Here is a 20,585-nt window from a genome sequence, read left to right on the forward strand (position 1 = left end):
TTGGCGAGGGGTAGCTCGGATGCAGCTCTAAAGAGTTTTCAACATGAACCGGCGTGCATCCAGGCTATGGAGTAGCCATGGGAATTTGCTGCAAAAGCGCCTGAGTTGCCCGTTCGAGCAGTTCGGCGCTGTCCTTGGCCGGGCTCAGCCCAGTGCGAATCAAACCCTCCCAGAGGATTTTCTGTTCCGGAGTGGTCAAGCGGATACGCAGGGTGCCGGTCTCATCGCGCAAACGGTGAATCGCCTGATAGGGGCCGAGTGGCGTTGGCGGAGCGGTGTCGACCTTGAAGTCCAGGGGGCTGTCCTGCACCGCCAGCCAGTAATACACCTCAATCTGCGCCTGTGGGCTCGCTTGGTAACCACGGGTGCTCAAGCCTTCGCGTAGCAATTGCTCAAGCTGTGCATAGCGCTCGGCAAATGGCACGTCGCCTTCCACAGCCTGTTCAACGGCGATCAGGCTGAAGCTGTGTTTGCCGGTCAGTTCGGCACTGGCAGGGGTCAGTATCTGGACGCGGGGCAGCTGGCTACTGCAGGTGGCCAGTGCCAGGCACAGCAGTAATACGATAAACAGGCGCATCGGCAGATTTCCGGTTGGTCTGCTGCGCATGCTGGTGCCTGGCATCATGGGGCGCAACCGATCAAATGGGCGGGGTCATCAGGTCGAGGCGCGGGTAGTCGCTGTCATGTTCGGTTTCATGCTTGGGTGGCACATGTTGAGTGCCGATCAGCTGTTCGCCCTGGTACATCTCCAAGTGGATATTGAAACCCCACAGGCGGTGCAGGTGTTTCAGCACTTCTTCGGTGGAGTTGCCCAGCGGTTTGCGATCATGCTGCTGGTGGCGCAGGGTCAGCGAGCGGTCGCCGCGGCGGTCGATACTCCAGATTTGCACGTTGGGCTCGCGATTGCCCAGGTTGTATTGCGCGGCCAGGGTTTCACGAATCTGCTGGTAGCCGGGCTCGTCGTGGATCGCCGGAACGTACAGTTCGTCTTTCTGGTCGTCATCGAGAATGCTGAATAGTTTGAGGTCGCGGATCACCTTGGGCGACAGGTACTGCAGGATAAAGCTCTCGTCCTTGAAGCTGTTCATGGCGAATTTCAGCGTGCTCAGCCAGTCACTGCCGGCGATCTCCGGGAACCAGCGGCGATCTTCCTCGGTCGGCTCTTCGCAGATGCGGCGGATATCGCGGTACATGGCAAAGCCCAAGGTATAGGGGTTGATGCCGCTGTAGTAGGGGCTGTCGAATGGCGGCTGATAAACCACGCTGGTATGCGACTGCAGGAACTCCATCATAAAACCTTCGGTCACCAGGCCTTCGTCATACAGGTCATTCATCAGGGTGTAGTGCCAGAAGGTGGCCCAGCCTTCGTTCATCACTTGGGTCTGGCGCTGCGGGTAGAAGTACTGGGCGATCTTGCGCACGATGCGAATGATCTCGCGCTGCCAGGGTTCCAGCAGCGGGGCGTGTTTCTCCAGGAAGTACAGAATGTTTTCCTGCGGTTCGGCGGGGAAGCGCTTGTTATCCTTGTCGCCGCCTTTGCTGGCGTTTTTCGGGATGGTGCGCCAGAGGTCGTTGATCTGCTTCTGCAGGTGCTCTTCGCGGTCCTTCATGCGCCGCCGTTCTTCCTCGGCGGAAATCGGGTAGGGGCGTTTGTAGCGGTCGACGCCGTAGTTCATCAGCGCGTGGCAGGAGTCGAGTAGGTCCTCCACCGCGTCGATGCCGTGGCGCTCCTCGCACTGCATGATGTACTGCTTGGCGAACACCAGGTAATCGATGATCGAGCTGGCGTCGGTCCAGGTGCGGAACAGGTAGTTACCTTTGAAGAAACTGTTGTGGCCGTAGCAGGCATGGGCAATAACCAGGGCCTGCATGCAGATGGTGTTTTCTTCCATCAGGTAGGCGATGCACGGGTCTGAATTGATCACGATCTCGTAGGCAAGACCCATCTGCCCACGCTTATAGCCCTTCTCTGTGCTGAGAAAGTGTTTGCCATACGACCAGTGGTGGTAGCCCAGCGGCATGCCGACCGAGGCGTAGGCGTCCATCATCTGCTCGGCGGTGATCACCTCGATCTGATTGGGATAGGTGTCCAGCGCATAGCGTTCGGCGATACGGCTGATTTCCCGGTCGTACTGGCGAATCAACTCGAAGGTCCATTCCGAACCGGTGGAGATCGGTTGGCGGCGTTTGTCTTTGCTCGTGCTCATGTGGCTAGCCTCCGCTGGAACAGGTCGCGGAATACCGGGTAGATGTCGCCGGCCGAGACCAGCTGCTGCTGGGCAAAGGTGTCGGCGAATGCCTCACTCACTTGCTCGTATTCGAACCACAGCGCCTGGTGCTCGCGCGGGGTGATCTCGACGTAGGTGAAGTACTGAACGAACGGCATGATCTGATTGATCAACAGATCCCGGCATACGGGTGAGTCGTCATTCCAGTTGTCGCCATCCGACGCCTGGGCGGCGTAGATATTCCATTCGTTGATCGGGTAGCGCTCAGTCATAACCTCGTGCATCAATTTGAGTGCACTGGAGACGATGGTGCCGCCCGTTTCCCGCGAATAGAAAAACTCCTCTTCGTCGACTTCTTTGGCGCTGGTGTGGTGGCGGATAAACACCACGTCGATCTTGTCGTAGTTCCGTTTGAGGAACAGGTACAAGAGAATAAAGAAACGCTTGGCGATGTCCTTGGTCGACTGAGTCATCGACCCGGACACGTCCATCAGGCAGAACATCACTGCCTTGGAGCTGGGGTTGGGTTGTTTGACCAGCAGGTTGTACTTGAGGTCGAAGGTGTCGAGGAAGGGTACACGCCTGATCCGCGCGCGTAGCTTGCTCACTTCCTCTTCCAATGCGTGGATATCTCCGAGGTTATCCGGCTGTTCCAGCTTCAGGCGCTCTAGCTCTGCCTGGGCACTTTTGAGCTTGTTGCGGCTGCTGCCGGACAGGGCAATGCGCCGGGCATGGGCCGAGCGCAGGGTGCGGACGATATTGATGCGTGACGGGTTGCCTTCATTGCTGATGCCGGCGCGCACGCTCTTGAAGGTGTCGCTGCCGGTCAGGTGGCGTTTGATCAGGTTGGGTAGCTCGAGATCCTCGAACATGAAGTCGAGGAACTCTTCCTGGGTGATCTGAAAGACGAACTCATCCATGCCTTCCCCGGAGTTGCTCGCTTTGCCGGCACCTTGCCCGCTGCCACCGCCTTGCGGGCGGGCAATCTTCTCGCCCGTGGTGAACTCGCGGTTGCCTGGGTGTACGGTGGTCTGGCGACCACCACGGCCGTGGTGCAGCACCGGCTCGTCGATATCGCGGCCGGGGATGCTGATCTGCTCACCGTGCTCCATGTCGGTGATGGAGCGGCGGCTGACCGCCTCTTCCACAGCCTTCTTGATGTGGTCGCGGTAACGCCGCAGGAAGCGCTGGCGGTTTACCGTGCTCTTGTTCTTGCCGTTCAGGCGTCGGTCGATCACATGGCTCATAACTGCCCTCCGTGCACTCAGACATCAGGCGCAAAAGCTGGCAAAGCGCTCTGCGCTGCCTTGCGGCCTGTCGCGTCAGGCCGCTTTATTGCGATTTACGAACCCGTAGATACCATTCGGACAGCAGGCGCACCTGCTTGTCGGTGTATCCGCGCTCGACCATGCGAGTGACGAAGTCGTTGTGTTTTTGTTGATCCTCCTTGCTCGCTTTGGCGTTGAAGCTGATGACCGGCAGCAGGTCTTCTGTGTTGGAGAACATCTTTTTCTCGATCACTACGCGCAGTTTTTCGTAGCTGAGCCATGTCGGGTTTTTGCCATTATTATTGGCACGGGCGCGCAGCACGAAGTTGACGATCTCGTTGCGGAAATCCTTCGGATTGCTGATGCCGGCCGGCTTTTCGATCTTCTCCAGTTCCTCGTTGAGTGCCACGCGGTTGAGAATTTCGCCGGTTTCCGGGTCGCGGTATTCCTGATCCTGAATCCAGAAATCGGCGTACAGCACGTAGCGGTCGAAGATGTTCTGCCCGTACTCGCTGTAAGACTCTAGGTAGGCGGTCTGGATTTCCTTGCCGATGAATTCGATGTAGCGCGGCGCCAGGTATTCCTTGATAAAGCGCAGGTAGCGCTCGCGTACTTCGGCGGGGAACTGCTCCTGTTCGATCTGCTGTTCCAGCACATAGAGCAGGTGCACTGGGTTGGCGGCGACTTCGTGTGGGTCGAAGTTGAATACCTTGGAGAGGATCTTGAAGGCAAAGCGGGTCGATAGGCCGTTCATGCCTTCATCCACGCCAGCGCTGTCGCGGTACTCCTGAATTGACTTGGCCTTGGGGTCGGTGTCTTTGAGGTTTTCGCCGTCGTAGACGCGCATCTTCGAGTAGACGTTGGAGTTCTCCGGCTCTTTCAGGCGGCTGAGCGTGGAGAACTGCGCGAGCATCTTCAGGGTGTCCGGCGCGCAGTGGGCCTTGGCCAGGGAGCTGTTGAACAGCAGTTTGTCGTAGATCTTGATCTCGTCAGTCACGCGCAGGCAGTACGGCACCTTGACGATATAGATGCGGTCGATGAAGGCCTCGTTGTTCTTGTTGTTGCGGAAGCTGTGCCATTCAGACTCGTTGGAGTGCGCCAGCAGAATGCCGCTGTAGGGAATCGCGCCGAGGCCTTCGGTGCTGTTGTAATTGCCCTCCTGGGTGGCAGTGAGCAGTGGGTGCAGCACCTTGATGGGTGCCTTGAACATTTCGACGAACTCCATCAGGCCTTGGTTGGCCCGGCACAAGGCACCGGAGTAGCTGTAGGCATCGGCATCGTTCTGCGGATATTCCTCCAGCTTGCGGATATCCACCTTACCGACCAGTGCGGAGATGTCCTGGTTGTTCTCGTCGCCCGGCTCGGTCTTGGCCACGGCGATCTGGTTGAGGATCGAAGGATAGAGTTTGACCACGCGGAACTGGCTGATGTCGCCACCGAACTCCTGCAAGCGCTTGGTCGCCCAGGGCGACATGATGCTGTTGAGGTAACGCCGTGGAATACCGTAATCCTCCTCAAGGATGGCGCCGTCCTCGGCATCGCTGAACAGCCCCAGTGGTGACTCGAATACGGGCGAGCCCTTAATGGCGTAGAACGGCACTTTCTCGATCAGGTGCTTGAGTTTTTCCGCCAGGGACGATTTACCGCCGCCTACCGGGCCGAGCAGGTAAAGGATCTGCTTCTTCTCTTCCAGGCCCTGAGCGGCATGACGGAAGTAGGAGACGATCTGGTCGATGCACTCTTCCATGCCGTGGAAGTCGGCAAAGGCCGGATAACGGCGGATCACCTTATTGGAGAAGATCCGCGACAGCCGTGGGTCGGTTGAGGTGTCGAGCAGTTCAGGCTCGCCAATCGCTAGTAACAGGCGCTCGGCTGCCGAGGCGTAGGCGCTGCGATCCTGTTTGCACAATTCGAGGTACTCCTGCAGGGAAAACTCCTCCTGGCGAGTCGCTTCGAAACGTTGTTGGAAGTGGCTGAAAATGCTCATGACTTCTCCTCGCTCTGCGCAGAGTCGGTGCGGGATCGGTCAGGTGCTTGGTAGCTCCGGTGCGGATGCAGCCGGGATAAACCCCCAGAACACCTAATAATCTTAGAACTTGTCCAACGTCTGCTGCGCGTCGCGAGACCTTGAACTGGTTCTTACCGATGGCCCGATGCCGTTTGGCCGGCTCTACCTTGTTTTGGATGGCCTGAGCTAAAGGATAGTTCGGAATCAGCGGGGTCAAGGGGCGCGGAACGATAACTGGATATTACCGTTGGTCGGGATGGGCCGGCAGGCCGCTGCTGGTGCGGCCTGGGTACTGAAAAAAATTATTCTTCTGGTGCGTGTGCAGTTTCGTCAGGGTAGGTGGCGCGCCACAGCTCAAAACCGCCATCAAGGCTGTAGACATCGCTGAAGCCCTGACCGACTAGGTAGGCCGCCGCGCTCTGACTGGAGTTGCCGTGATAGCAGGTGACGATCAACGGCGCATCGAGATCGGCCTGGGTGATAAAGGCGTGTAGTGAGTGGTTGTCGAGGTGTTGCGAACCGTTGATATGGCCGGCGGCGAAACTCTGCGGATCGCGGATGTCGACCACCACAGCACCTTGCTGGCGTAAGGTCTGGGCCTGCTCTGGGGGGATGCGTTTGAATTCGCTCATGCTTGCTCCTTACAGTCGCAGCTGTATTTCTCGCCGCTATCGATATTCATCAAAGTCATGCTTGCGCCCCATACGCAGCCGGTATCCAGGGCTACCACGTCTGGCTCTGGGGATAGCCCTTCGAGTGCTGCCCAGTGGCCAAAAATAATTCGTTGGCCGCGGGTTTTACGTTGCTTGTAGCTGAACCAGGGCGCGTAGCCCGCTGGTGCGCTGCCGACGCCTTCCTTGCTTTTCAGGTCAAGGGTGCCGTCGGCTTTGCAAAAACGCATGCGGGTGAAGTAGTTGGTGATCACCCGCAGGCGGGTTACGCCGTGCAGATCGCCGTCCCACTTGGCCGGCTCGTTGCCATACATGCCGTCGAGAAACAGCGGCATAAGTGCGTCGTCACGCATGGCTGCTTCTACTTCGGCGGCGCGTTTTAGCGCTTTGTCCATGCTCCACTGCGGCGGGATGCCGGCGTGCACCAGGGCAGTATCGCGGGTTTCATCGTAATGCAGGAGTTTCTGCCGACGTAGCCAGTCGAGCAGGTCGGCGGCATCTGGCGCTTCGATAATCTCGCGCAGGGTGTCGCCCTTTTTCAGCCGCTCGATATTGTGTGCCACGGCTAGCAGGTGCAGGTCGTGGTTACCCAGCACGCAGGTCAGCGCATGACGGATGCTGTAGAGAAAGCGCAGTGTCGCCAGGGACTCGGGGCCGCGATTGACCAGGTCACCAACCAACCACAGCTGGTCCCGTGCTGGGTTAAAGGCCACACGCTCAAGCAGACATTGCAGGGGTTTCAGGCAACCCTGTAGATCGCCGACGGCATAGGTGGCCATCAGTGCAGCGAGCCCGGTACCGCAAGACGGAAGGGGGCGATCAGAGCGTCAAAGCGTTTGCCGTCTTCCGCGAGCATCTGATAGCTGCCCTGCATGATGCCGACGCGGGTGGTCATCACTGTACCGCTGCTGTAAGTGTGGCTGGCTCCGGCCTCAATCAGTGGTTGCTGGCCGACCACGCCAGCGCCGCGCACTTCCTGTACGCGGCCATCACCATCAGTAATCACCCAGTGGCGCGAGAGCAGTTTGGCCGGCAGTTCACCGTTGTTGCTCACCGTGACGGTGTAGGCGAAGGCAAAGCGGTCCTGCTCCGGCTGCGATTGCTCCGGCAGGTAGCGGGTGACGACACTGACGTCGATGTTGTAGCGCGAATCGCTCATGCGTAATTAACTCAGTAGGCAGAAACCCAGTCTAGCCGCTGTCAGTCGGCGTTGGGCTGTTCGGCCAGTTTGTCCGCCAGGCGTACAAATGCAGCCAGGTCCAGTTGTTCGGGGCGTAAGCTGCCATCGACCCCGGCGGCTTCGATTGCCGCTGCGGGCAGTAAGTTTTTCAAGGTGTTGCGCAGTGTTTTGCGCCGTTGATTGAACGCTTCACGCACCACGCGCTCAAGCAAGTGATGGTCTTTGGCCGGATGCGGCAGCACTTCGTGCGGCACCAGGCGGACGATCGCCGAGTCGACTTTGGGCGGCGGATTGAACGCGCCGGGGCCGACGTTGAACAGATGTTCCACACGGCAGTGGTACTGCACCATGATCGAGAGTCGGCCCCAGTCACCACCACCCGGTTCGGCGGCAAGCCGCTCGACCACTTCCTTCTGCAGCATAAAGTGCATGTCGCGAATCAGCGCGGCGTTGCTCAGCAGGTGAAAGATCAGCGGCGTGGAGATGTTGTAAGGCAGGTTGCCAACCACGCGCAGGCTATGTGGTGCGGCTTGCAGCTGATTGAAATCGAACTTGAGGGCGTCGCCCTGGTTCAGGCGAAAGCGCGGGTTGCTGCCGAACTGGTGTTGCAGGATTGGCACCAAGTCGCGGTCGAGTTCAATCACGTCGAGCTGCGCCCCGCTGTTCAGCAGGCCTTCGGTCAGTGCGCCCTGGCCCGGGCCGATCTCCAGCATGTGCTCGCCTTCGCGGGCGTGGATGGCGCGCAGAATGCGGTGAATCACCCCGGCGTCATGCAGGAAGTTCTGGCCGAAACGCTTGCGCGCGCGGTGTTGGTATTCGGACATGCAGCAGCTCCAGGCTTCAAAGCATCGGCTTGAAGCGAATTCAACGCAGGTAGAAAGCCCGGCAGTTTAACAGCATTGGCGGCGTACGCCCCGTGCTGGGCGCGGCAGTCAGGCGCTTTTCACTTGGCTGGTCGCCATTTCATACGCCGTTTGCAGCGCGACTTGCAGGCTGCCGCTGTCGATTTTGCCACTGCCGGCCAAATCCAGTGCGGTGCCGTGGTCGACCGAGGTGCGGATGATTGGCAGGCCAAGGGTGATGTTTACCGCCGCGCCGAAGCCTTTGTACTTGAGCACTGGCAAACCTTGGTCGTGGTACATCGCCAGCACTGCATCGCAATGCTCAAGGTGCTTGGGGGTGAACAGGGTGTCGGCCGGAAGCGGGCCGATCAGGTCGATACCTTCGCTGCGCAGCTGCTGCAGAGCGGGTTCGATTACTTCGATCTCTTCCCGGCCCAGATGGCCGCCTTCGCCAGCGTGCGGGTTGAGGCCGCAAACCAGAATACGCGGTTGGGCGATGCCGAATTTCGTGCGCAGGTCATGGTCGAGGACGCGCGTGACCCGGCTGAGGCGCTCAGTGGTTATGGCTTCGGCCACCTCCTTGAGTGGCAGGTGCGTGGTTACCAGCGCCACGCGTAGGCCGTGAGTGGCGAGCATCATCACCACCTGCTCAGTGTGGGTCAGCTCGGCGAGAAATTCGGTGTGCCCGGAGAAGGCAATCCCGCCTTCGTTGATCACGCCCTTGTGCACGGGGGCGGTGATCATCCCGGCGAAATGCCCGTCGAGGCAGCCCTGGCCGGCGCGGGTCAACGTCTGCAGCACATAGGGCGCGTTGCTTGCGTTCAGTTGGCCAGGTTTTACAGGCGCGGCCAGTTGCGTGTCCCAGACATACAGGCTGCCGGCAGGTGCGGCCTGGCTTGGCCAGCAATCAGGAGTGACGCTGACCAGTTGAATGCTTAGCCCTAGCAACCGTGCGCGCTCGGCCAGCAAGTCGCGGCTAGCAATAGCGATCAAGGCGTGCGGTTGTGCTTCGCGGGCCAGCAGCAGGCAGAGGTCGGGGCCTATGCCTGCGGGTTCACCTGGGGTCAGGGCAAAAAGGCGGGCGTTGCTCATCGGTAGGCTCTCGCTATACGTCAACAGGGCGGTTGAACAGAGTGGTAGGGCCATTATGCGTCGGGCCAGCGAGCAGCCGCCAGGCGGGATGGCCACAAAAAAGCCCGGTTTTGCGTGTGCATAAACCGGGCTTTTTTGTTATCTCGCCTAGTGCGAGGTGCCTATCAGAGCTTGGTCTCGACGTAGGCTTCGTCGCGGATCTGGCGCAGCCAGGCTTGCAGCTCTTCGTCGTACTTACGGTTGCGCAGTACAGTCATGGCCTGCTGCTCGCGGAACTGGGCGCTGCTATCAGTGGCACGACGGCCCATGACTTCCAGCACATGCCAGCCGTAAGGGCTCTTGAACGGTTTGGACAGCTCGCCAGCCGGCGTGCTGTTCATTACTTCACGGAACTCAGGAACCAGCACGTTCGGGTCGATCCAGCTCAGGGTGCCGCCGTTCAGCGCAGAACCTGGGTCTTCGGAGAAGTTCTTCGCCAGCTCGGCGAAATCTTCCCCGGCCAGGATGCGCTGATGCAGACGTTCAACCAAGCGTTTGGTTTCAGCTTCACTGCGGATTTCGCTGGGCTTGATCAGGATGTGGCGAACATTCACTTCGTCACGTACCTGGCTGTCGCCGCCGCGCTTTTCCAGCAGCTTGAGCATGATAAAACCGCCGGGAGTACGCATCGGCTCAGTCACCTGGCCAACCGACAAGGCGCTAAGCATGGTGTCGAAAGGTGGTGGCAGCTGCCCGGCTTTGCGCCAGCCCATTTCGCCGCCTTCCAGTGCGGTTTCACTGGCCGAGCGGGCAATCGCCAGCTGGGCGAAGTCAGCGCCTTGCTGCAACTGCTGATACAGGTCGCGAGCCTGACGGTCAGCGGCCTGGATGTCTTCTGGGGAAGCGCCTTCGGGTACTGGAATCAGGATGTTGGCCAGGCGGAATTCTTCCGAAAGCTGCATCTTGCCCATGTCCGAAGCGAGGAAGTTCTGCACTTCCTGATCGGTCACCTGAATACGCTCTGCCACACGACGTTGGCGCACGCGGCTGATGATCATCTCGCGGCGTACTTGGTCGCGCGCGTCGGTGTATGACAGGCCGTCCGCTGCTAGGGCAGCGCGGAATTGCTCGATGCTCATGCCGTTGCGCTGGGCAATGGTGCCAATGGCCTGGTTCAGTTCTTCGTCGGTAATCCGAATGCCCGAACGCTCACCAATCTGCAGTTGGATGTTCTCGATGATCAGGCGCTCCAACACCTGCTGGCTGAGCACGTGCTCAGGCGGAAGGGCAGCACCGCGCTGGGCGATGGTCTGCTGCACTTCACGCAAGCGCGAATCGAGCTGGCTTTGCATGACGACATCGTTATCGACAATCGCTACAACGCGGTTGAGTGGTTGTACCTCAGCGTTTGCCGCAGTACCCAGAAACAGCGCGCCCAACAGCAGGGGGCGCACGCAATCAGAAAGCTTGATCTTCACGTTCACGGTAACCTTGAATGCCTTGGTCGAGGAAAGATTCAACTGTATTGCCGATTACACCGCCCAGGCCCTTGAATACGACCTGCAGGAAGATGCCGCGGTCCGCCTGATCGTTGCGTGACGGGTTCAGGCTGACTTCGTCGTAGTCGATCCAATAGCGATTGATCAGGCGCAGCTTCCAGCAGCAGCTGTCGTACTCGAAGCCGCCGAAGGCTTCCAGCGTGCGGTCACGACCGTAGTCGTACTGCCAGCGGGAGATTACGCTCCACTGCGGGACTATCGGCCAGATAACCGAGAAGTCGTGTTGGCTGATCTTGTAGTAGTCCTTGATGTACTCCGGGGAGTCCGGGGTGCCATAGTCGCCACCGCCTACTACCCAGTCACCGCTTGCTTCGTCATAGCGCACTGAGTCATTGCGGTAGCGGTAGCCGGCGTTGATCACCTTGTTCGGGTTGTCTTCAGGCTGGTAGTGGAACATCGCGCTGCCGGAGCGGGTGCTGCCGGAGTCTGGATCCCAGTTAAAGTCCGAGGAGAAGCGCCAATCGCGATTAAAGCGATACAGGTATTCAAGTGCATAAGGTGAGGTCGATGACGTCGAGTCGCTGCGAGTGCGATAGTCGATGCCCGGCATCTGCACTTTGCGGTCTTCAAAGTAGAAGGCTTGGCCAATGCTGAATCGTTGACGCTCGAAGCCATTTGACTCTACCCACCGGTTGGTTAAACCGAGCGAAAGCTTGTTCTCATCGCCGATGCGGTCTTTGCCGGAGAAGCGGTTCTCACGCCACAGCGAGGAATAGCTAAAGTCGCTTTCGCTCGTATCGAAGATCGGGATGTCGGTCTGGTCTTCCTCTGCTGTATAGAGGTAGAACAGGCGTGGCTCCAGTGTCTGGCGGTAATTCTTGCCGAACCACTGGGTGTCACGGTCGAAATACAGACCGCTGTCCAGGCTGAACATCCCTATGCCGCGGCTTTGGCTGCTTTTGTATTCCTGCTCGTCCAGCAAAGAGTCTTTGCCCTGCTGGTCCAGACTTAGATCGTAATTAGTCTGCAGATATTTGACCTGCGGCTTGATATAACCCCAGCTCCAATCCAACGGCAAGCTCACCGCAGGTTCGACATGTATACGCTCGCCGTTGGCGCGTGCCAGGCCTTGCAGGCGCTCGTCATACCAGTCTTCCAGTAAGCCATTTTCGTCCGAGAACTGGCCGTTGCGTAGGTCCCGGTCGAAGCGCACATATTCTGTGCCATAGCTGAAGTTCAATCCTGCCGGCTCAAACGGCAGTACGCCGTCCAAGGTCAGCTGCGGCAGACGGTTGTATGGAGTGACGTCGGTGATATTGGCCAGTTCGTATGCGTGCGCATTCAGGCGTGCGGTATAGCCTTCGCCACGATAGGTCAGGGTGCCGCGCTGATCCATGTAGCTGTCGGAACCAAGGCCTTGGTCTGTAGTTAGATCTTGGAAGTAGTACGGGTCACTGATGTCGGTGTAGTCGACCTCAGCCATCAGGCGCGAGGTCAGGCCCGTTGTGTGTTTCCAGCTGTACATCCAGCGCTGATCTTCATATTCCGACTGCAGTTTGCGGTCGTCATTGCTGTCGTCCAGGTACGCCGCGCCAAACTGGCCTTCGCTGTTCTTGGTGAGATAGCGGAATTCACCTTCCATCAGCAAGCCGCGATCGCTCATGTAGGTTGGATACAACGTGGCGTCGTAATTCGGCGCCAGGTTGAAGTAATACGGCGTCTGTAGGGTCAAGCCGTTATCACCCGAGCTGCCGAGGCTTGGCGGCAGGAAGCCAGACTGGCGACGATCATCAATCGGGAAATAAATATAGGGGGTGTAAAACACCGGAATATTCTTCACCCGCAGGGTGACGTTGGTTGCGGTGCCGAAACCGGTGGCCGGGTTCAGGGTGATGTTGTTGCCCTTCAGGTGCCACGCGTTGCTGCCTGGCTCGCAGCTGGTATAGGTGCCGTCTTTCAGGCGAATAATCGCACTCTCTTCACGTTTGGCGTAGAGCGCGTTACCGCGAATATGGCTCTTGTGCAGCACATATTCAGCGTTATCGACTTTGGCCTCGCCATTGTCCAGTTGCAGCTCTGCACGGTCACCCACCACCAGAATGCCCTGATCACGCAGGCGTACATTGCCGATCAATTCGCCGCGGTTTTCCGCCTGACGCAGATTGGCTTCGTCCGCTTCGACCTGCATGCCGGCCTGGCGCAGGACTACATCACCGGCGAGGGTGGCGACTTGCTCTTCCTGCTCATAGCGCGAAGCTTTGGCCGATACAAACATTGGCGCTTCAGACATTGGCGTCTGGTCATCCATGCCTGGACGTGTCGGCTCTATATACGCGCCTGTGCAGTAAGGGCCGGCTTCAGCCAGCTGAGCGGCGCTGAGATTTTCTCGCGGCACCCAGTCTAGGTGGCTGAAATCGGCGCTGCGCGAAGTTAGGCCTTTGCCACGACTTTGGGTAACCAAGGTCGTTTGCGCTGCTTTGCTCTGCCCAGGCTCAACGCTGCCGTCAGCAGTGCTGGCGACCGAGTCACGTTGTACTGGCCGTGCTGGCAGTGCAGCACTGCTGGCTTTCGGGGCGCAAGCCCAGCCGCCCGTGGCGGAAACCTGGCAATCGTACTGCTCGGCAGCGATAGCAAAAGGAACGGCTAAAGGCTGTAGTGCCAGAAGGCTGCCAGTGACCAATAAAGGAAATTTTCTACGGAACGCGGGGTATTTTACTGCCATCTTATTTTTCCGGGCTTCCTGCGCGTCATTGGCCCTGAGGCCACACGCCTCTCGATGGGCTTGAAAAGATGCTGGATAATAAAGCATGACCCGCGCAACGGCTAGCGCCGTCGGAGACCTTGTAATGCCTGATGAAGATGTACGCTTAAAACTCCTCGAAAATTGGCTGGATCAGCTGCTGTCAGGGCTTTTTGCCGAGCAGGGTTGGGGTGCCGTACCGGCTGCCACGCTTACCTCTGCCAGTAGTGATGCCAGTTTTCGCCGGTATTTCCGCTGGCAAGGTGCTGGGCGCAGCCTGATCGTGATGGATGCACCGCCGCCGCAGGAAGACTGCGCGCCATTTGTCAAAATGGCGCATTTGCTGGCCGAGGTGCGCCTCAACGTGCCGCAGATTCTTGCCGCTGACCTTGAACGAGGCTTTTTACTGCTCAACGATTTGGGGCGGCAGACCTATCTGGATGTGATTAACGAAGGCAATGCCGATCAGCTTTTTGCAGATGCTTTGCAGGCCCTGCTGGCATTTCAGCAGCTGCCGATGACTACGCCTCTACCCAGCTACGATGACGCGCTGTTGCGTCGCGAGCTGCAGCTTTTCCCTGAGTGGTATGTACAGCGTCATCTGGGCGTCGAGTTCAGTGAGCAGCAGCTGGGCATGTGGCTGCGCGCGAGTCAGCTGCTGATCGACAGTGCCCTGGCGCAGCCCAAGGTGCTGGTGCATCGCGACTTTATGCCGCGCAACCTGATGCTCAGTGAGCCGAACCCCGGCGTGCTGGATTTTCAGGATGCGGTCTACGGTCCGGTTACCTATGACGTTACTAGTCTGTTTAAGGATGCTTTCCTCAGTTGGCCTGAGGCGCGCGTACGCAGTTGGTTGGAGCAGTATTGGCAGCAGGCGCGTGAGGCGGGTGTGCCGGTTCAGCCGGTGCTGGATGATTTTCTGCGAGCCAGCGACTTGATGGGTGTGCAACGCCACCTCAAGGTAATTGGCATCTTCGCACGCATTTGCCATCGCGATGGCAAGCCCAAGTACCTGGGTGATGTACCGCGGTTCTTCTCTTATATAGAAGCGGTACTGGCGCGTCGGCCGGAGCTGGCCGAGCTGGCTGAATTACTCGGCAGCCTGCAGCGGGAGCCTGTATGAAAGCGATGATTTTGGCTGCCGGCAAAGGTGAGCGGCTGCGGCCGCTGACCCTGCATACGCCCAAACCATTGGTGCGTGCGGCCGGCGTGCCCTTGATCGAATACCACGTGCGCTCATTGGCGGCGGCCGGGTTTACCGAATTGGTGATCAATCATGCCTGGCTGGGGCAGCAGATTGAGGATTACCTGGGTGATGGATTGCGTTTCGGCGTCAGCATTGCCTATTCCGCCGAAGGTGAGCCGCTGGAAACCGGCGGCGGGATTTTTCAGGCGCTGCCTTTGCTGGGTGATCAGCCGTTTGTGCTGATCAATGGCGATATCTTCACCGACTACCCCTTTGCCGAGCTGCGTCGTCCGCTATCCAGCCTGGCCCATCTGGTGCTGATCGAGAATCCTGGCCACCACGTTAAGGGCGACTTCTGTTTGCGCGGTGGGCAGGTCACAGATGCACAAGCGGGGCAGGACAGTCTGACCTACAGCGGGATGGCGATATTATCACCTGCGCTGTTCGCCGACTGTGAAGCTGGGGTCTTCTCGCTTGCGCCGTTGTTGCGCGCGGCCATGGCGACTGGGCAGGTGACGGGTGAGCGTTTCGACGGTTGCTGGGTGGATGTTGGCACCCATGAGCGGCTTGCTCAGGTCGAGCGTTTGCTTGAGGCGCGCGGCTAGGATGATCTGGCCTGCGACTGCGCTGGGGGCGGTGATCGGGCTGGCCGTGGCCAGTATCCCGGGTGCCATACTTGGCGGTTTGCTCGGTCAGGTGCTAGACCGGCGCTTACGTATACAGTCCTGGGCTGCTTTGCGTGAGCGCCTAGGCGGTCGCGTGGAGGTGCGTGATGAGTGGCTTCTGTTCGTACTTTTGGGACGGTTGGCCAAGAGCGGCGGTCGCGTGCTGCCGGCGCATATCCAGCAGGCGCAGGCGGAAATGCAGCGATTGGGGCTGGATGCTGAGGGGCAGCGTCAGGCGATAGCCGCGTTTGCCCAGGGAAAGGTCGGGCGCGACAGTTTGCGCGCACCGCTACGCCGCCAGCGTGAGCGCAGCGAAACGTTGCTGCGCGCATGCTGGCGCATGGCCTGGGCGGATGGTCAGGTCGCTCAGGCGGAGCGAGAGCTGATTATGCTCTGGGGTAAATGGCTGCAGGTCTCTTCGGCGACTCAGGCCCAGTTGAGTGACGCCTACGCGCCGCAGCAGGGCCCGCTGGTGTCGACGGCCAGCAATGCCTATCAGCGTGCCCTGAATCTGTTGAAGGTAAATGCCGATGCCGAGCCGGCGCAGATCAAGCAGGCCTACCGACGTTTGCTCAGTCGTCATCATCCGGACAAGTTGGCGGGCAGTGGCGCCACGCCAGAACGGGTGCGCGAGGCAACTGAACGCACCCGTGAGTTGCATCAGGCTTATGACCTGATTCGTCAGCGCCACGGCTTTCGCTAGCAGGCTGTTGAAAAACTATCTGCGTGGCCATCGCGGCGTTAAAAACAGGCTGGTGCGCCAGCCCGGTCGGAAGCCGCTTGCGGCTAACGCGCTTTAGCGCGACCCGAAGGGCGAGTGAAACGAGTAATGCTCATGTACAGCTCATACACTCGCGTGCGAGCCCAGTTCTCTTCCTCGCCGTTTTGACCACCCGGAGGCTGTTGCTGGTGTAGCGCCTTGCGCTGGCTGCCTCGCTAACGTTTTTCAACGGCCTGCTATGTGCTATTTGGCCTCTAGCTTCAGCGTCAGCCAGCCACGAATGCGGCGGTAGAGTTGTTCCTGTTCGGCTTCGCGGTTACCTGGCAGGGCCTTCATGGCGATCTGTATATAGCTGGGGTGCTTCTGCCGTTTGCTGGCTTGCGAGCGTTTAAGCGCGGCCTGCCGGTCAGCGGTGAGGTCCTTGTAATAAAAGTCACCGGTGGCCAGCAGCAGTTGCGGGATCAGCTCATCCAGTGGCGGGGTATAGCCAGCAGGCAACTGTGCGGCGACCAGTAGCAGATTCTGAATATTGGCCGGCTTGCGTTCAGCTAGGTAGCGCGCGGCCCAGTAGGCGCCGCTGCCATGGCCGAGCAGCACGATGGTCTTGGCTTGCTGTTGCTCGGCAAAACCGATGGCCGACTCGATGCGCGCCAATACGCGTTCGGCGTGGGCTTTCTGCTGCTCCTCAATGTTCTTCACTTTGCTCGCTGCGGTTTCGGCGCTGTCGAGCGGGCTATTGCTGGTTTCCGCCGCTGCTTCATCTGTAGCTGGGCTATCCTCGGCGCTTTCCTCTGCCGGTGCCGCCGTGGTGTCGGCAGCAGCCTCTTCCGTTGGGGCTGTCGTGGGTGGTTCGGCGCTGCGCAGTGGCGGCGCGTCACTGTTGGGGTCGGGCAGGGTCAGGCTGAGGCTGTGCCACCCGCCGTTGGGCAGCTTGCTGCGCAAGGGCCCGACGCTTTGTGGCCAATCGGCAGTTTCATCATCGCCCGGCAGAATGATCACCGCGCCGCTGGGCTCGGCGACATTGGCAGGCAGCCAGAGGGCAAGAAAGCTTTCATCGCCCGCCTGCAGTTGTTGCTGTTCCTTTTGCTCCAGCCGCTGCTCCAGCGCAGTGGCTTCCACTTCGCTGCGCTCCGCTAAGGGCACACGGACTTCTTCCTCGGGTTCGGTTGCGCTGTCCGTCGCGGCAGGGGCTTCTTCTGCGGGTGTTTGTTCTTCCGCCTGCAGTGGGCTGATCGATAGCAGCAGGCTCAGGGCAAGGGCGGCGGGGCGCGAAAACATGGGGATCTCCAGCGAACATCGTGTCTCAGCAGCCTAGCCTTTTCCGCTCGGCTTTGTCAGGTGTCGCTCACGCGCGCCAGGCCTTGGATCGGGCTGGTACAATGCGCGCCTTCCGTGAATGCCACCGAGGTGCGCTATGCAACCCTTCGCCATTGCTCCGTCGATTCTTTCCGCTGACTTCGCTCGCCTGGGTGAGGAAGTGGACAAGGTGCTCGCCGCCGGCGCTGACATCGTGCACTTCGATGTAATGGACAACCACTATGTGCCCAACCTGACGATTGGCCCGATGGTCTGTGCGGCGCTGCGTAAGTACGGCATCACCGCGCCGATTGATGCACACCTGATGGTCAAGCCAGTGGATCGCATCATCGGCGACTTTATCGAAGCGGGCGCCAGCTATATCACCTTCCACCCGGAAGCCAGCGAGCATATCGATCGCTCCCTGCAGCTGATCCGCGATGGCGGCTGCAAGGCCGGTCTGGTGTTCAACCCGGCCACTCCGCTTGAGGTGCTCAAGCACGTCATGGACAAGGTCGACATGATTTTGCTGATGAGCGTTAACCCGGGCTTCGGCGGGCAGAAGTTTATCCCCCATACCCTGGAAAAACTCAAAGAGGCGCGCGCGCTGATCGACGCGTCCGGCCGTGAAATACGTCTGGAAATCGATGGCGGAGTAAACGTGCAGAACATCCGCGAAATCGCTGCGGCGGGCGCTGACACCTTTGTCGCCGGCTCGGCGATCTTTAATCAGCCGGATTACAAGAGCGTGATCGATGCCATGCGCGCCGAGCTGGCTCAGGCACGCGGGTGAGTCTGCTACGCGAGTTGTTCCAAGGCGAGTTGCCGCGCCTGGTGATGTTTGACCTGGACGGCACCCTGGTGGATTCGGTGCCAGATCTGGCCGCCGCCATCGACAAGACCTTGCTGCTGCTCGGCCTGCCGGCGACGGGCATCGAGCAGGTGCGCGATTGGGTCGGCAATGGCGCGCGGGTGCTGGTGCGCCGTGCGTTGGCGGGCGGGCTGGAGCATGAGCATATAGATGAGGGCCGGACCGAGCAGGCGTTGGAGCTGTTTATGCAGCACTATGCCGAAAGCCACGCGCTGACCCAAGTCTACCCAGGCGTGCAAGCCACTCTGGATTGGCTGCGTGAGCAGCGGGTTGAGCTGGCGATTGTCACCAACAAACCCGAGCGCTTTGTTGCGCCCTTATTGGATGAAAAGGGCCTGGGCGGCTATTTTCGCTGGATTGTCGGCGGCGACACCCTGCCTCAGCAGAAACCCGACCCCGCAGCGCTGCTGCATGTGCTGCAACTGGCCCGAGTAGACGCTGCGCACGCGCTGTTTGTTGGCGATTCGCGCAATGACGTACTGGCCGCTAAGGCCGCCGGCGTGCCCTGTGTGGCGCTGAGCTATGGCTATAACCACGGTCGGCCGATTGCCGAGGAGAATCCTGCGCATGTGCTGGATTGCCTGAGCGGCTTGCTACGCCCGGCTGAGCCCCCGATTTTGCCGGGGTTTGCGGGTTGATTCGCTTTCGGCCCTGCGCTAGTGTGGCCGAACTTCAATCCCGCCTGAAATAAGAGAGCTTCGTGGTGGTTACCTGCACGCGCTGGTCGGCAAGCACCGACATGAAAATCATCAAGGCCCTGGCCCGTTGGCGCTGGCGCCCCTGATCTGATCTTGGCCGCCTAGGCGGCGCGTTTGCACTCGACCGAATTACCTCAAGCCACGAGGCTGATCATGACCCGCGAAGAATTCCTGCGTTTAGCCGCTGCCGGCTATAACCGCATTCCTGTTGCCTGCGAAACCCTGGTGGATTTCGACACCCCGTTGTCGATCTACCTGAAGCTGGCCGACGAGGCCAATACCTATCTGCTCGAATCCGTCCAGGGCGGCGAGAAGTGGGGGCGTTACTCCATCATCGGTCTGCCGGCCCGCACGGTGCTGCGTGCCTATGGCCATGAGGTGATCATCAGCGTCGACGGTGTCGAGGTCGAGCGCCACCAGTGTGAAGACCCGCTGGCTTTTGTCGAGCAGTTTCAGGCGCGTTACAAGGTGCCGACTCTGGCAGGTCTGCCGCGCTTTAACGGCGGCCTGGTGGGCTACTTCGGCTATGACAGCGTGCGTTATGTCGAGCCCAAGCTGGCCAAGGGTGTGAACCCCGATGCCCTGGGTACGCCGGATATCCTGCTGATTGTCTCCGATGCGGTGGTGGTGTTCGACAACCTGGCTGGCAAGATGCACGCCATCGTCCTTGCCGATCCGGCCCAGGCCGATGCGCTGGAACAGGGTCAGGCGCGCCTGCAGGAGATCCTGCACAAGCTGCGTCAGCCGATTACCCCGCGCCTGGGTGTAGATCTGGCTGCGCCGGCGGGTGCCGAGCCGGATTTCATTTCCAGCTTTAAACGCGATGACTACGAAAATGCGGTCAAGGCGATCAAGGAGTACATCCTCGCTGGCGACTGCATGCAGGTGGTGATCTCCCAGCGCATGTCGATCCCGTTCAAGGCCGCGCCGATTGATCTGTATCGTGCGCTGCGTTGCATCAACCCGACGCCCTATATGTACTTCTTCAACTTCGGCGACTTCCATGTGGTCGGCAGTTCGCCAGAAGTGCTGGTGCGCCTGGAAGATGGTCTGGTCACGGTGCGGCCAATTGCCGGCACCCGCCCGCGCGGCGCCAGCGAAGAGGCCGACCTGGCCCTGGAAGAAGACCTGCTGTCGGATGCCAAGGAAGTGGCTGAGCACCTGATGCTGATCGACCTGGGCCGCAACGATGTTGGCCGGGTGGCCAGCACCGGCAGCGTCAAGCTCACCGAGAAGATGGTGATCGAGCGCTATTCCAACGTGATGCATATCGTCTCCAACGTCACCGGCCAGCTCAAGCAAGGCCTGACGGCGATGGACGCCCTGCGCGCCATTCTGCCGGCAGGCACCCTGTCTGGTGCGCCGAAGATTCGCGCCATGGAAATTATCGACGAGCTGGAGCCGGTCAAGCGTGGCGTCTACGGCGGCGCCGTGGGTTATCTGGCCTGGAACGGCAATATGGACACCGCCATCGCCATCCGTACCGCGGTGATCAAAGATGGCGAACTGCATGTGCAGGCCGGTGCCGGCATCGTCGCCGATTCGGTGCCGGCCCTGGAGTGGGAAGAAACCCTGAACAAGCGTCGCGCCATGTTCCGCGCCGTCGCCCTCGCCGAACAGACTGCCGAATAAGGGGTTGCG

General features: G+C 59.7%; 17 protein-coding genes and 1 pseudogene. 6 read left to right on the plus strand and 12 right to left on the minus strand.

The genetic code is table 11. The features are described from left to right. Positions 1 to 64: 64 nt before the first annotated feature. The 11 genes from AACY25_RS15210 to AACY25_RS15260 form a co-directional block, all read right to left on the minus strand. Positions 65 to 577 (minus strand): hypothetical protein, encoded by a 513-nt coding sequence (locus AACY25_RS15210; protein ID WP_339525715.1) that lies wholly within the window; start codon positions 575 to 577, stop codon positions 65 to 67. A gap of 61 nt (positions 578 to 638) precedes the next feature. Further along, a complete protein-coding gene (locus AACY25_RS15215) occupies positions 639 to 2,207 on the minus strand; it encodes a SpoVR family protein (protein ID WP_339412889.1) in 1,569 nt (522 codons plus the stop codon). Next, positions 2,204 to 3,475, minus strand: a complete 1,272-nt coding sequence (locus AACY25_RS15220) for a YeaH/YhbH family protein (RefSeq protein ID WP_339525644.1) — start codon at positions 3,473 to 3,475, stop codon at positions 2,204 to 2,206. The genes AACY25_RS15215 and AACY25_RS15220 overlap by 4 nt, the downstream gene beginning before the upstream one ends. An 85-nt stretch (positions 3,476 to 3,560) precedes the next feature. Further along, a complete protein-coding gene (locus AACY25_RS15225; RefSeq protein WP_339525647.1) occupies positions 3,561 to 5,483 on the minus strand; it encodes a PrkA family serine protein kinase in 1,923 nt (640 codons plus the stop codon). A 323-nt stretch (positions 5,484 to 5,806) separates the two neighbouring features. After that, positions 5,807 to 6,136, minus strand: coding sequence for a thiosulfate sulfurtransferase GlpE (gene glpE, locus AACY25_RS15230; protein WP_339412886.1), 330 nt, complete (start codon positions 6,134 to 6,136; stop codon positions 5,807 to 5,809). After that, entirely contained in the window at positions 6,133 to 6,954 is an 822-nt protein-coding gene (locus tag AACY25_RS15235; RefSeq protein ID WP_339525648.1) for a symmetrical bis(5'-nucleosyl)-tetraphosphatase, read from the minus strand. The genes glpE and AACY25_RS15235 overlap by 4 nt, the downstream gene beginning before the upstream one ends. Next, positions 6,954 to 7,334 carry a Co2+/Mg2+ efflux protein ApaG gene (gene apaG, locus AACY25_RS15240; RefSeq protein WP_339525650.1) on the minus strand — a complete coding sequence of 127 codons (381 nt, stop codon included), beginning with the start codon at positions 7,332 to 7,334 and terminating at the stop codon, positions 6,954 to 6,956. Before apaG ends, AACY25_RS15235 begins: the two co-directional genes overlap by 1 nt. Positions 7,335 to 7,375: 41 nt before the next feature. After that, on the minus strand, positions 7,376 to 8,179 hold the full coding sequence (gene rsmA, locus AACY25_RS15245; protein ID WP_339525651.1) for a 16S rRNA (adenine(1518)-N(6)/adenine(1519)-N(6))-dimethyltransferase RsmA: 804 nt from the start codon (positions 8,177 to 8,179) through the stop codon (positions 7,376 to 7,378). A 108-nt stretch (positions 8,180 to 8,287) separates the two neighbouring features. Next, positions 8,288 to 9,289: a 4-hydroxythreonine-4-phosphate dehydrogenase PdxA gene (gene pdxA, locus AACY25_RS15250; RefSeq protein WP_339525652.1), complete on the minus strand. Its 1,002-nt coding sequence runs from the start codon at positions 9,287 to 9,289 to the stop codon at positions 8,288 to 8,290. A 164-nt stretch (positions 9,290 to 9,453) separates the two neighbouring features. Next, positions 9,454 to 10,746, minus strand: a complete 1,293-nt coding sequence (locus tag AACY25_RS15255) for a peptidylprolyl isomerase (protein WP_339525653.1) — start codon at positions 10,744 to 10,746, stop codon at positions 9,454 to 9,456. Further along, complete coding sequence (locus tag AACY25_RS15260) at positions 10,727 to 13,489, minus strand: LPS-assembly protein LptD (protein ID WP_339525655.1); 2,763 nt, start codon at positions 13,487 to 13,489, stop codon at positions 10,727 to 10,729. The genes AACY25_RS15255 and AACY25_RS15260 overlap by 20 nt, the downstream gene beginning before the upstream one ends. A gap of 124 nt (positions 13,490 to 13,613) precedes the next feature. Here AACY25_RS15260 and AACY25_RS15265 point away from each other — a divergent pair, with 124 nt between their 5' ends. The 3 genes from AACY25_RS15265 to AACY25_RS15275 are packed head-to-tail and all read left to right on the plus strand — an operon-like array spanning position 13,614 to position 16,061. Further along, the gene (locus tag AACY25_RS15265) at positions 13,614 to 14,630 is read left to right on the plus strand and encodes an aminoglycoside phosphotransferase family protein (protein WP_339525657.1); all 1,017 of its coding nucleotides are present in this window, start codon (positions 13,614 to 13,616) and stop codon (positions 14,628 to 14,630) included. Beyond that, a complete protein-coding gene (murU, locus tag AACY25_RS15270) occupies positions 14,627 to 15,298 on the plus strand; it encodes an N-acetylmuramate alpha-1-phosphate uridylyltransferase MurU (RefSeq protein WP_339525659.1) in 672 nt (223 codons plus the stop codon). Before AACY25_RS15265 ends, murU begins: the two co-directional genes overlap by 4 nt. 1 nt (position 15,299) lies before the next feature. After that, a complete protein-coding gene (locus AACY25_RS15275; protein ID WP_339525661.1) occupies positions 15,300 to 16,061 on the plus strand; it encodes a DnaJ domain-containing protein in 762 nt (253 codons plus the stop codon). A 261-nt stretch (positions 16,062 to 16,322) separates the two neighbouring features. Here AACY25_RS15275 and AACY25_RS15280 read toward each other — a convergent pair whose 3' ends face one another. Next, the gene (locus AACY25_RS15280; protein ID WP_339525716.1) at positions 16,323 to 17,363 is read right to left on the minus strand and encodes an alpha/beta hydrolase family protein; all 1,041 of its coding nucleotides are present in this window, start codon (positions 17,361 to 17,363) and stop codon (positions 16,323 to 16,325) included. Positions 17,364 to 17,493: 130 nt separating this feature from the next. On the opposite strand from AACY25_RS15280, the gene rpe reads away from it, so the two are divergent. From rpe to trpE, 3 genes and pseudogenes are all read left to right on the plus strand, one after another. Beyond that, positions 17,494 to 18,168, plus strand: coding sequence for a ribulose-phosphate 3-epimerase (gene rpe, locus AACY25_RS15285; RefSeq protein WP_339525663.1), 675 nt, complete (start codon positions 17,494 to 17,496; stop codon positions 18,166 to 18,168). Continuing rightward, positions 18,165 to 19,030: pseudogene (locus AACY25_RS15290) on the plus strand (phosphoglycolate phosphatase). The gene rpe and the pseudogene AACY25_RS15290 overlap by 4 nt, the downstream one beginning before the upstream one ends. Positions 19,031 to 19,097: 67 nt before the next feature. Continuing rightward, positions 19,098 to 20,576 carry an anthranilate synthase component I gene (trpE, locus tag AACY25_RS15295; RefSeq protein ID WP_339525667.1) on the plus strand — a complete coding sequence of 493 codons (1,479 nt, stop codon included), beginning with the start codon at positions 19,098 to 19,100 and terminating at the stop codon, positions 20,574 to 20,576. Positions 20,577 to 20,585 lie beyond the last annotated feature (9 nt).

Origin of the sequence: Pseudomonas sp. EA_35y_Pfl2_R111 (assembly GCF_963970955.1) — a bacterium.
GTDB lineage: Bacteria > Pseudomonadota > Gammaproteobacteria > Pseudomonadales > Pseudomonadaceae > Aquipseudomonas.

What these genes read in the sequence shown, in the direction of transcription:
- glpE (WP_339412886.1), bottom strand. Translation starts at nt 6,136, where the DNA reads ATGAGCGAATTCAAACGCATCCCCCCAGAGCAGGCCCAGACCTTACGC.
- AACY25_RS15215 (WP_339412889.1), bottom strand. Translation starts at nt 2,207, where the DNA reads ATGAGCACGAGCAAAGACAAACGCCGCCAACCGATCTCCACCGGTTCG.
- rpe (WP_339525663.1), top strand. Translation starts at nt 17,494, where the DNA reads ATGCAACCCTTCGCCATTGCTCCGTCGATTCTTTCCGCTGACTTCGCT.
- AACY25_RS15210 (WP_339525715.1), bottom strand. Translation starts at nt 577, where the DNA reads ATGCGCCTGTTTATCGTATTACTGCTGTGCCTGGCACTGGCCACCTGC.
- AACY25_RS15260 (WP_339525655.1), bottom strand. Translation starts at nt 13,489, where the DNA reads ATGGCAGTAAAATACCCCGCGTTCCGTAGAAAATTTCCTTTATTGGTC.
- AACY25_RS15235 (WP_339525648.1), bottom strand. Translation starts at nt 6,954, where the DNA reads ATGGCCACCTATGCCGTCGGCGATCTACAGGGTTGCCTGAAACCCCTG.
- apaG (WP_339525650.1), bottom strand. Translation starts at nt 7,334, where the DNA reads ATGAGCGATTCGCGCTACAACATCGACGTCAGTGTCGTCACCCGCTAC.
- AACY25_RS15225 (WP_339525647.1), bottom strand. Translation starts at nt 5,483, where the DNA reads ATGAGCATTTTCAGCCACTTCCAACAACGTTTCGAAGCGACTCGCCAG.
- murU (WP_339525659.1), top strand. Translation starts at nt 14,627, where the DNA reads ATGAAAGCGATGATTTTGGCTGCCGGCAAAGGTGAGCGGCTGCGGCCG.
- AACY25_RS15220 (WP_339525644.1), bottom strand. Translation starts at nt 3,475, where the DNA reads ATGAGCCATGTGATCGACCGACGCCTGAACGGCAAGAACAAGAGCACG.
- trpE (WP_339525667.1), top strand. Translation starts at nt 19,098, where the DNA reads ATGACCCGCGAAGAATTCCTGCGTTTAGCCGCTGCCGGCTATAACCGC.
- rsmA (WP_339525651.1), bottom strand. Translation starts at nt 8,179, where the DNA reads ATGTCCGAATACCAACACCGCGCGCGCAAGCGTTTCGGCCAGAACTTC.
- pdxA (WP_339525652.1), bottom strand. Translation starts at nt 9,289, where the DNA reads ATGAGCAACGCCCGCCTTTTTGCCCTGACCCCAGGTGAACCCGCAGGC.
- AACY25_RS15265 (WP_339525657.1), top strand. Translation starts at nt 13,614, where the DNA reads ATGCCTGATGAAGATGTACGCTTAAAACTCCTCGAAAATTGGCTGGAT.
- AACY25_RS15275 (WP_339525661.1), top strand. Translation starts at nt 15,300, where the DNA reads ATGATCTGGCCTGCGACTGCGCTGGGGGCGGTGATCGGGCTGGCCGTG.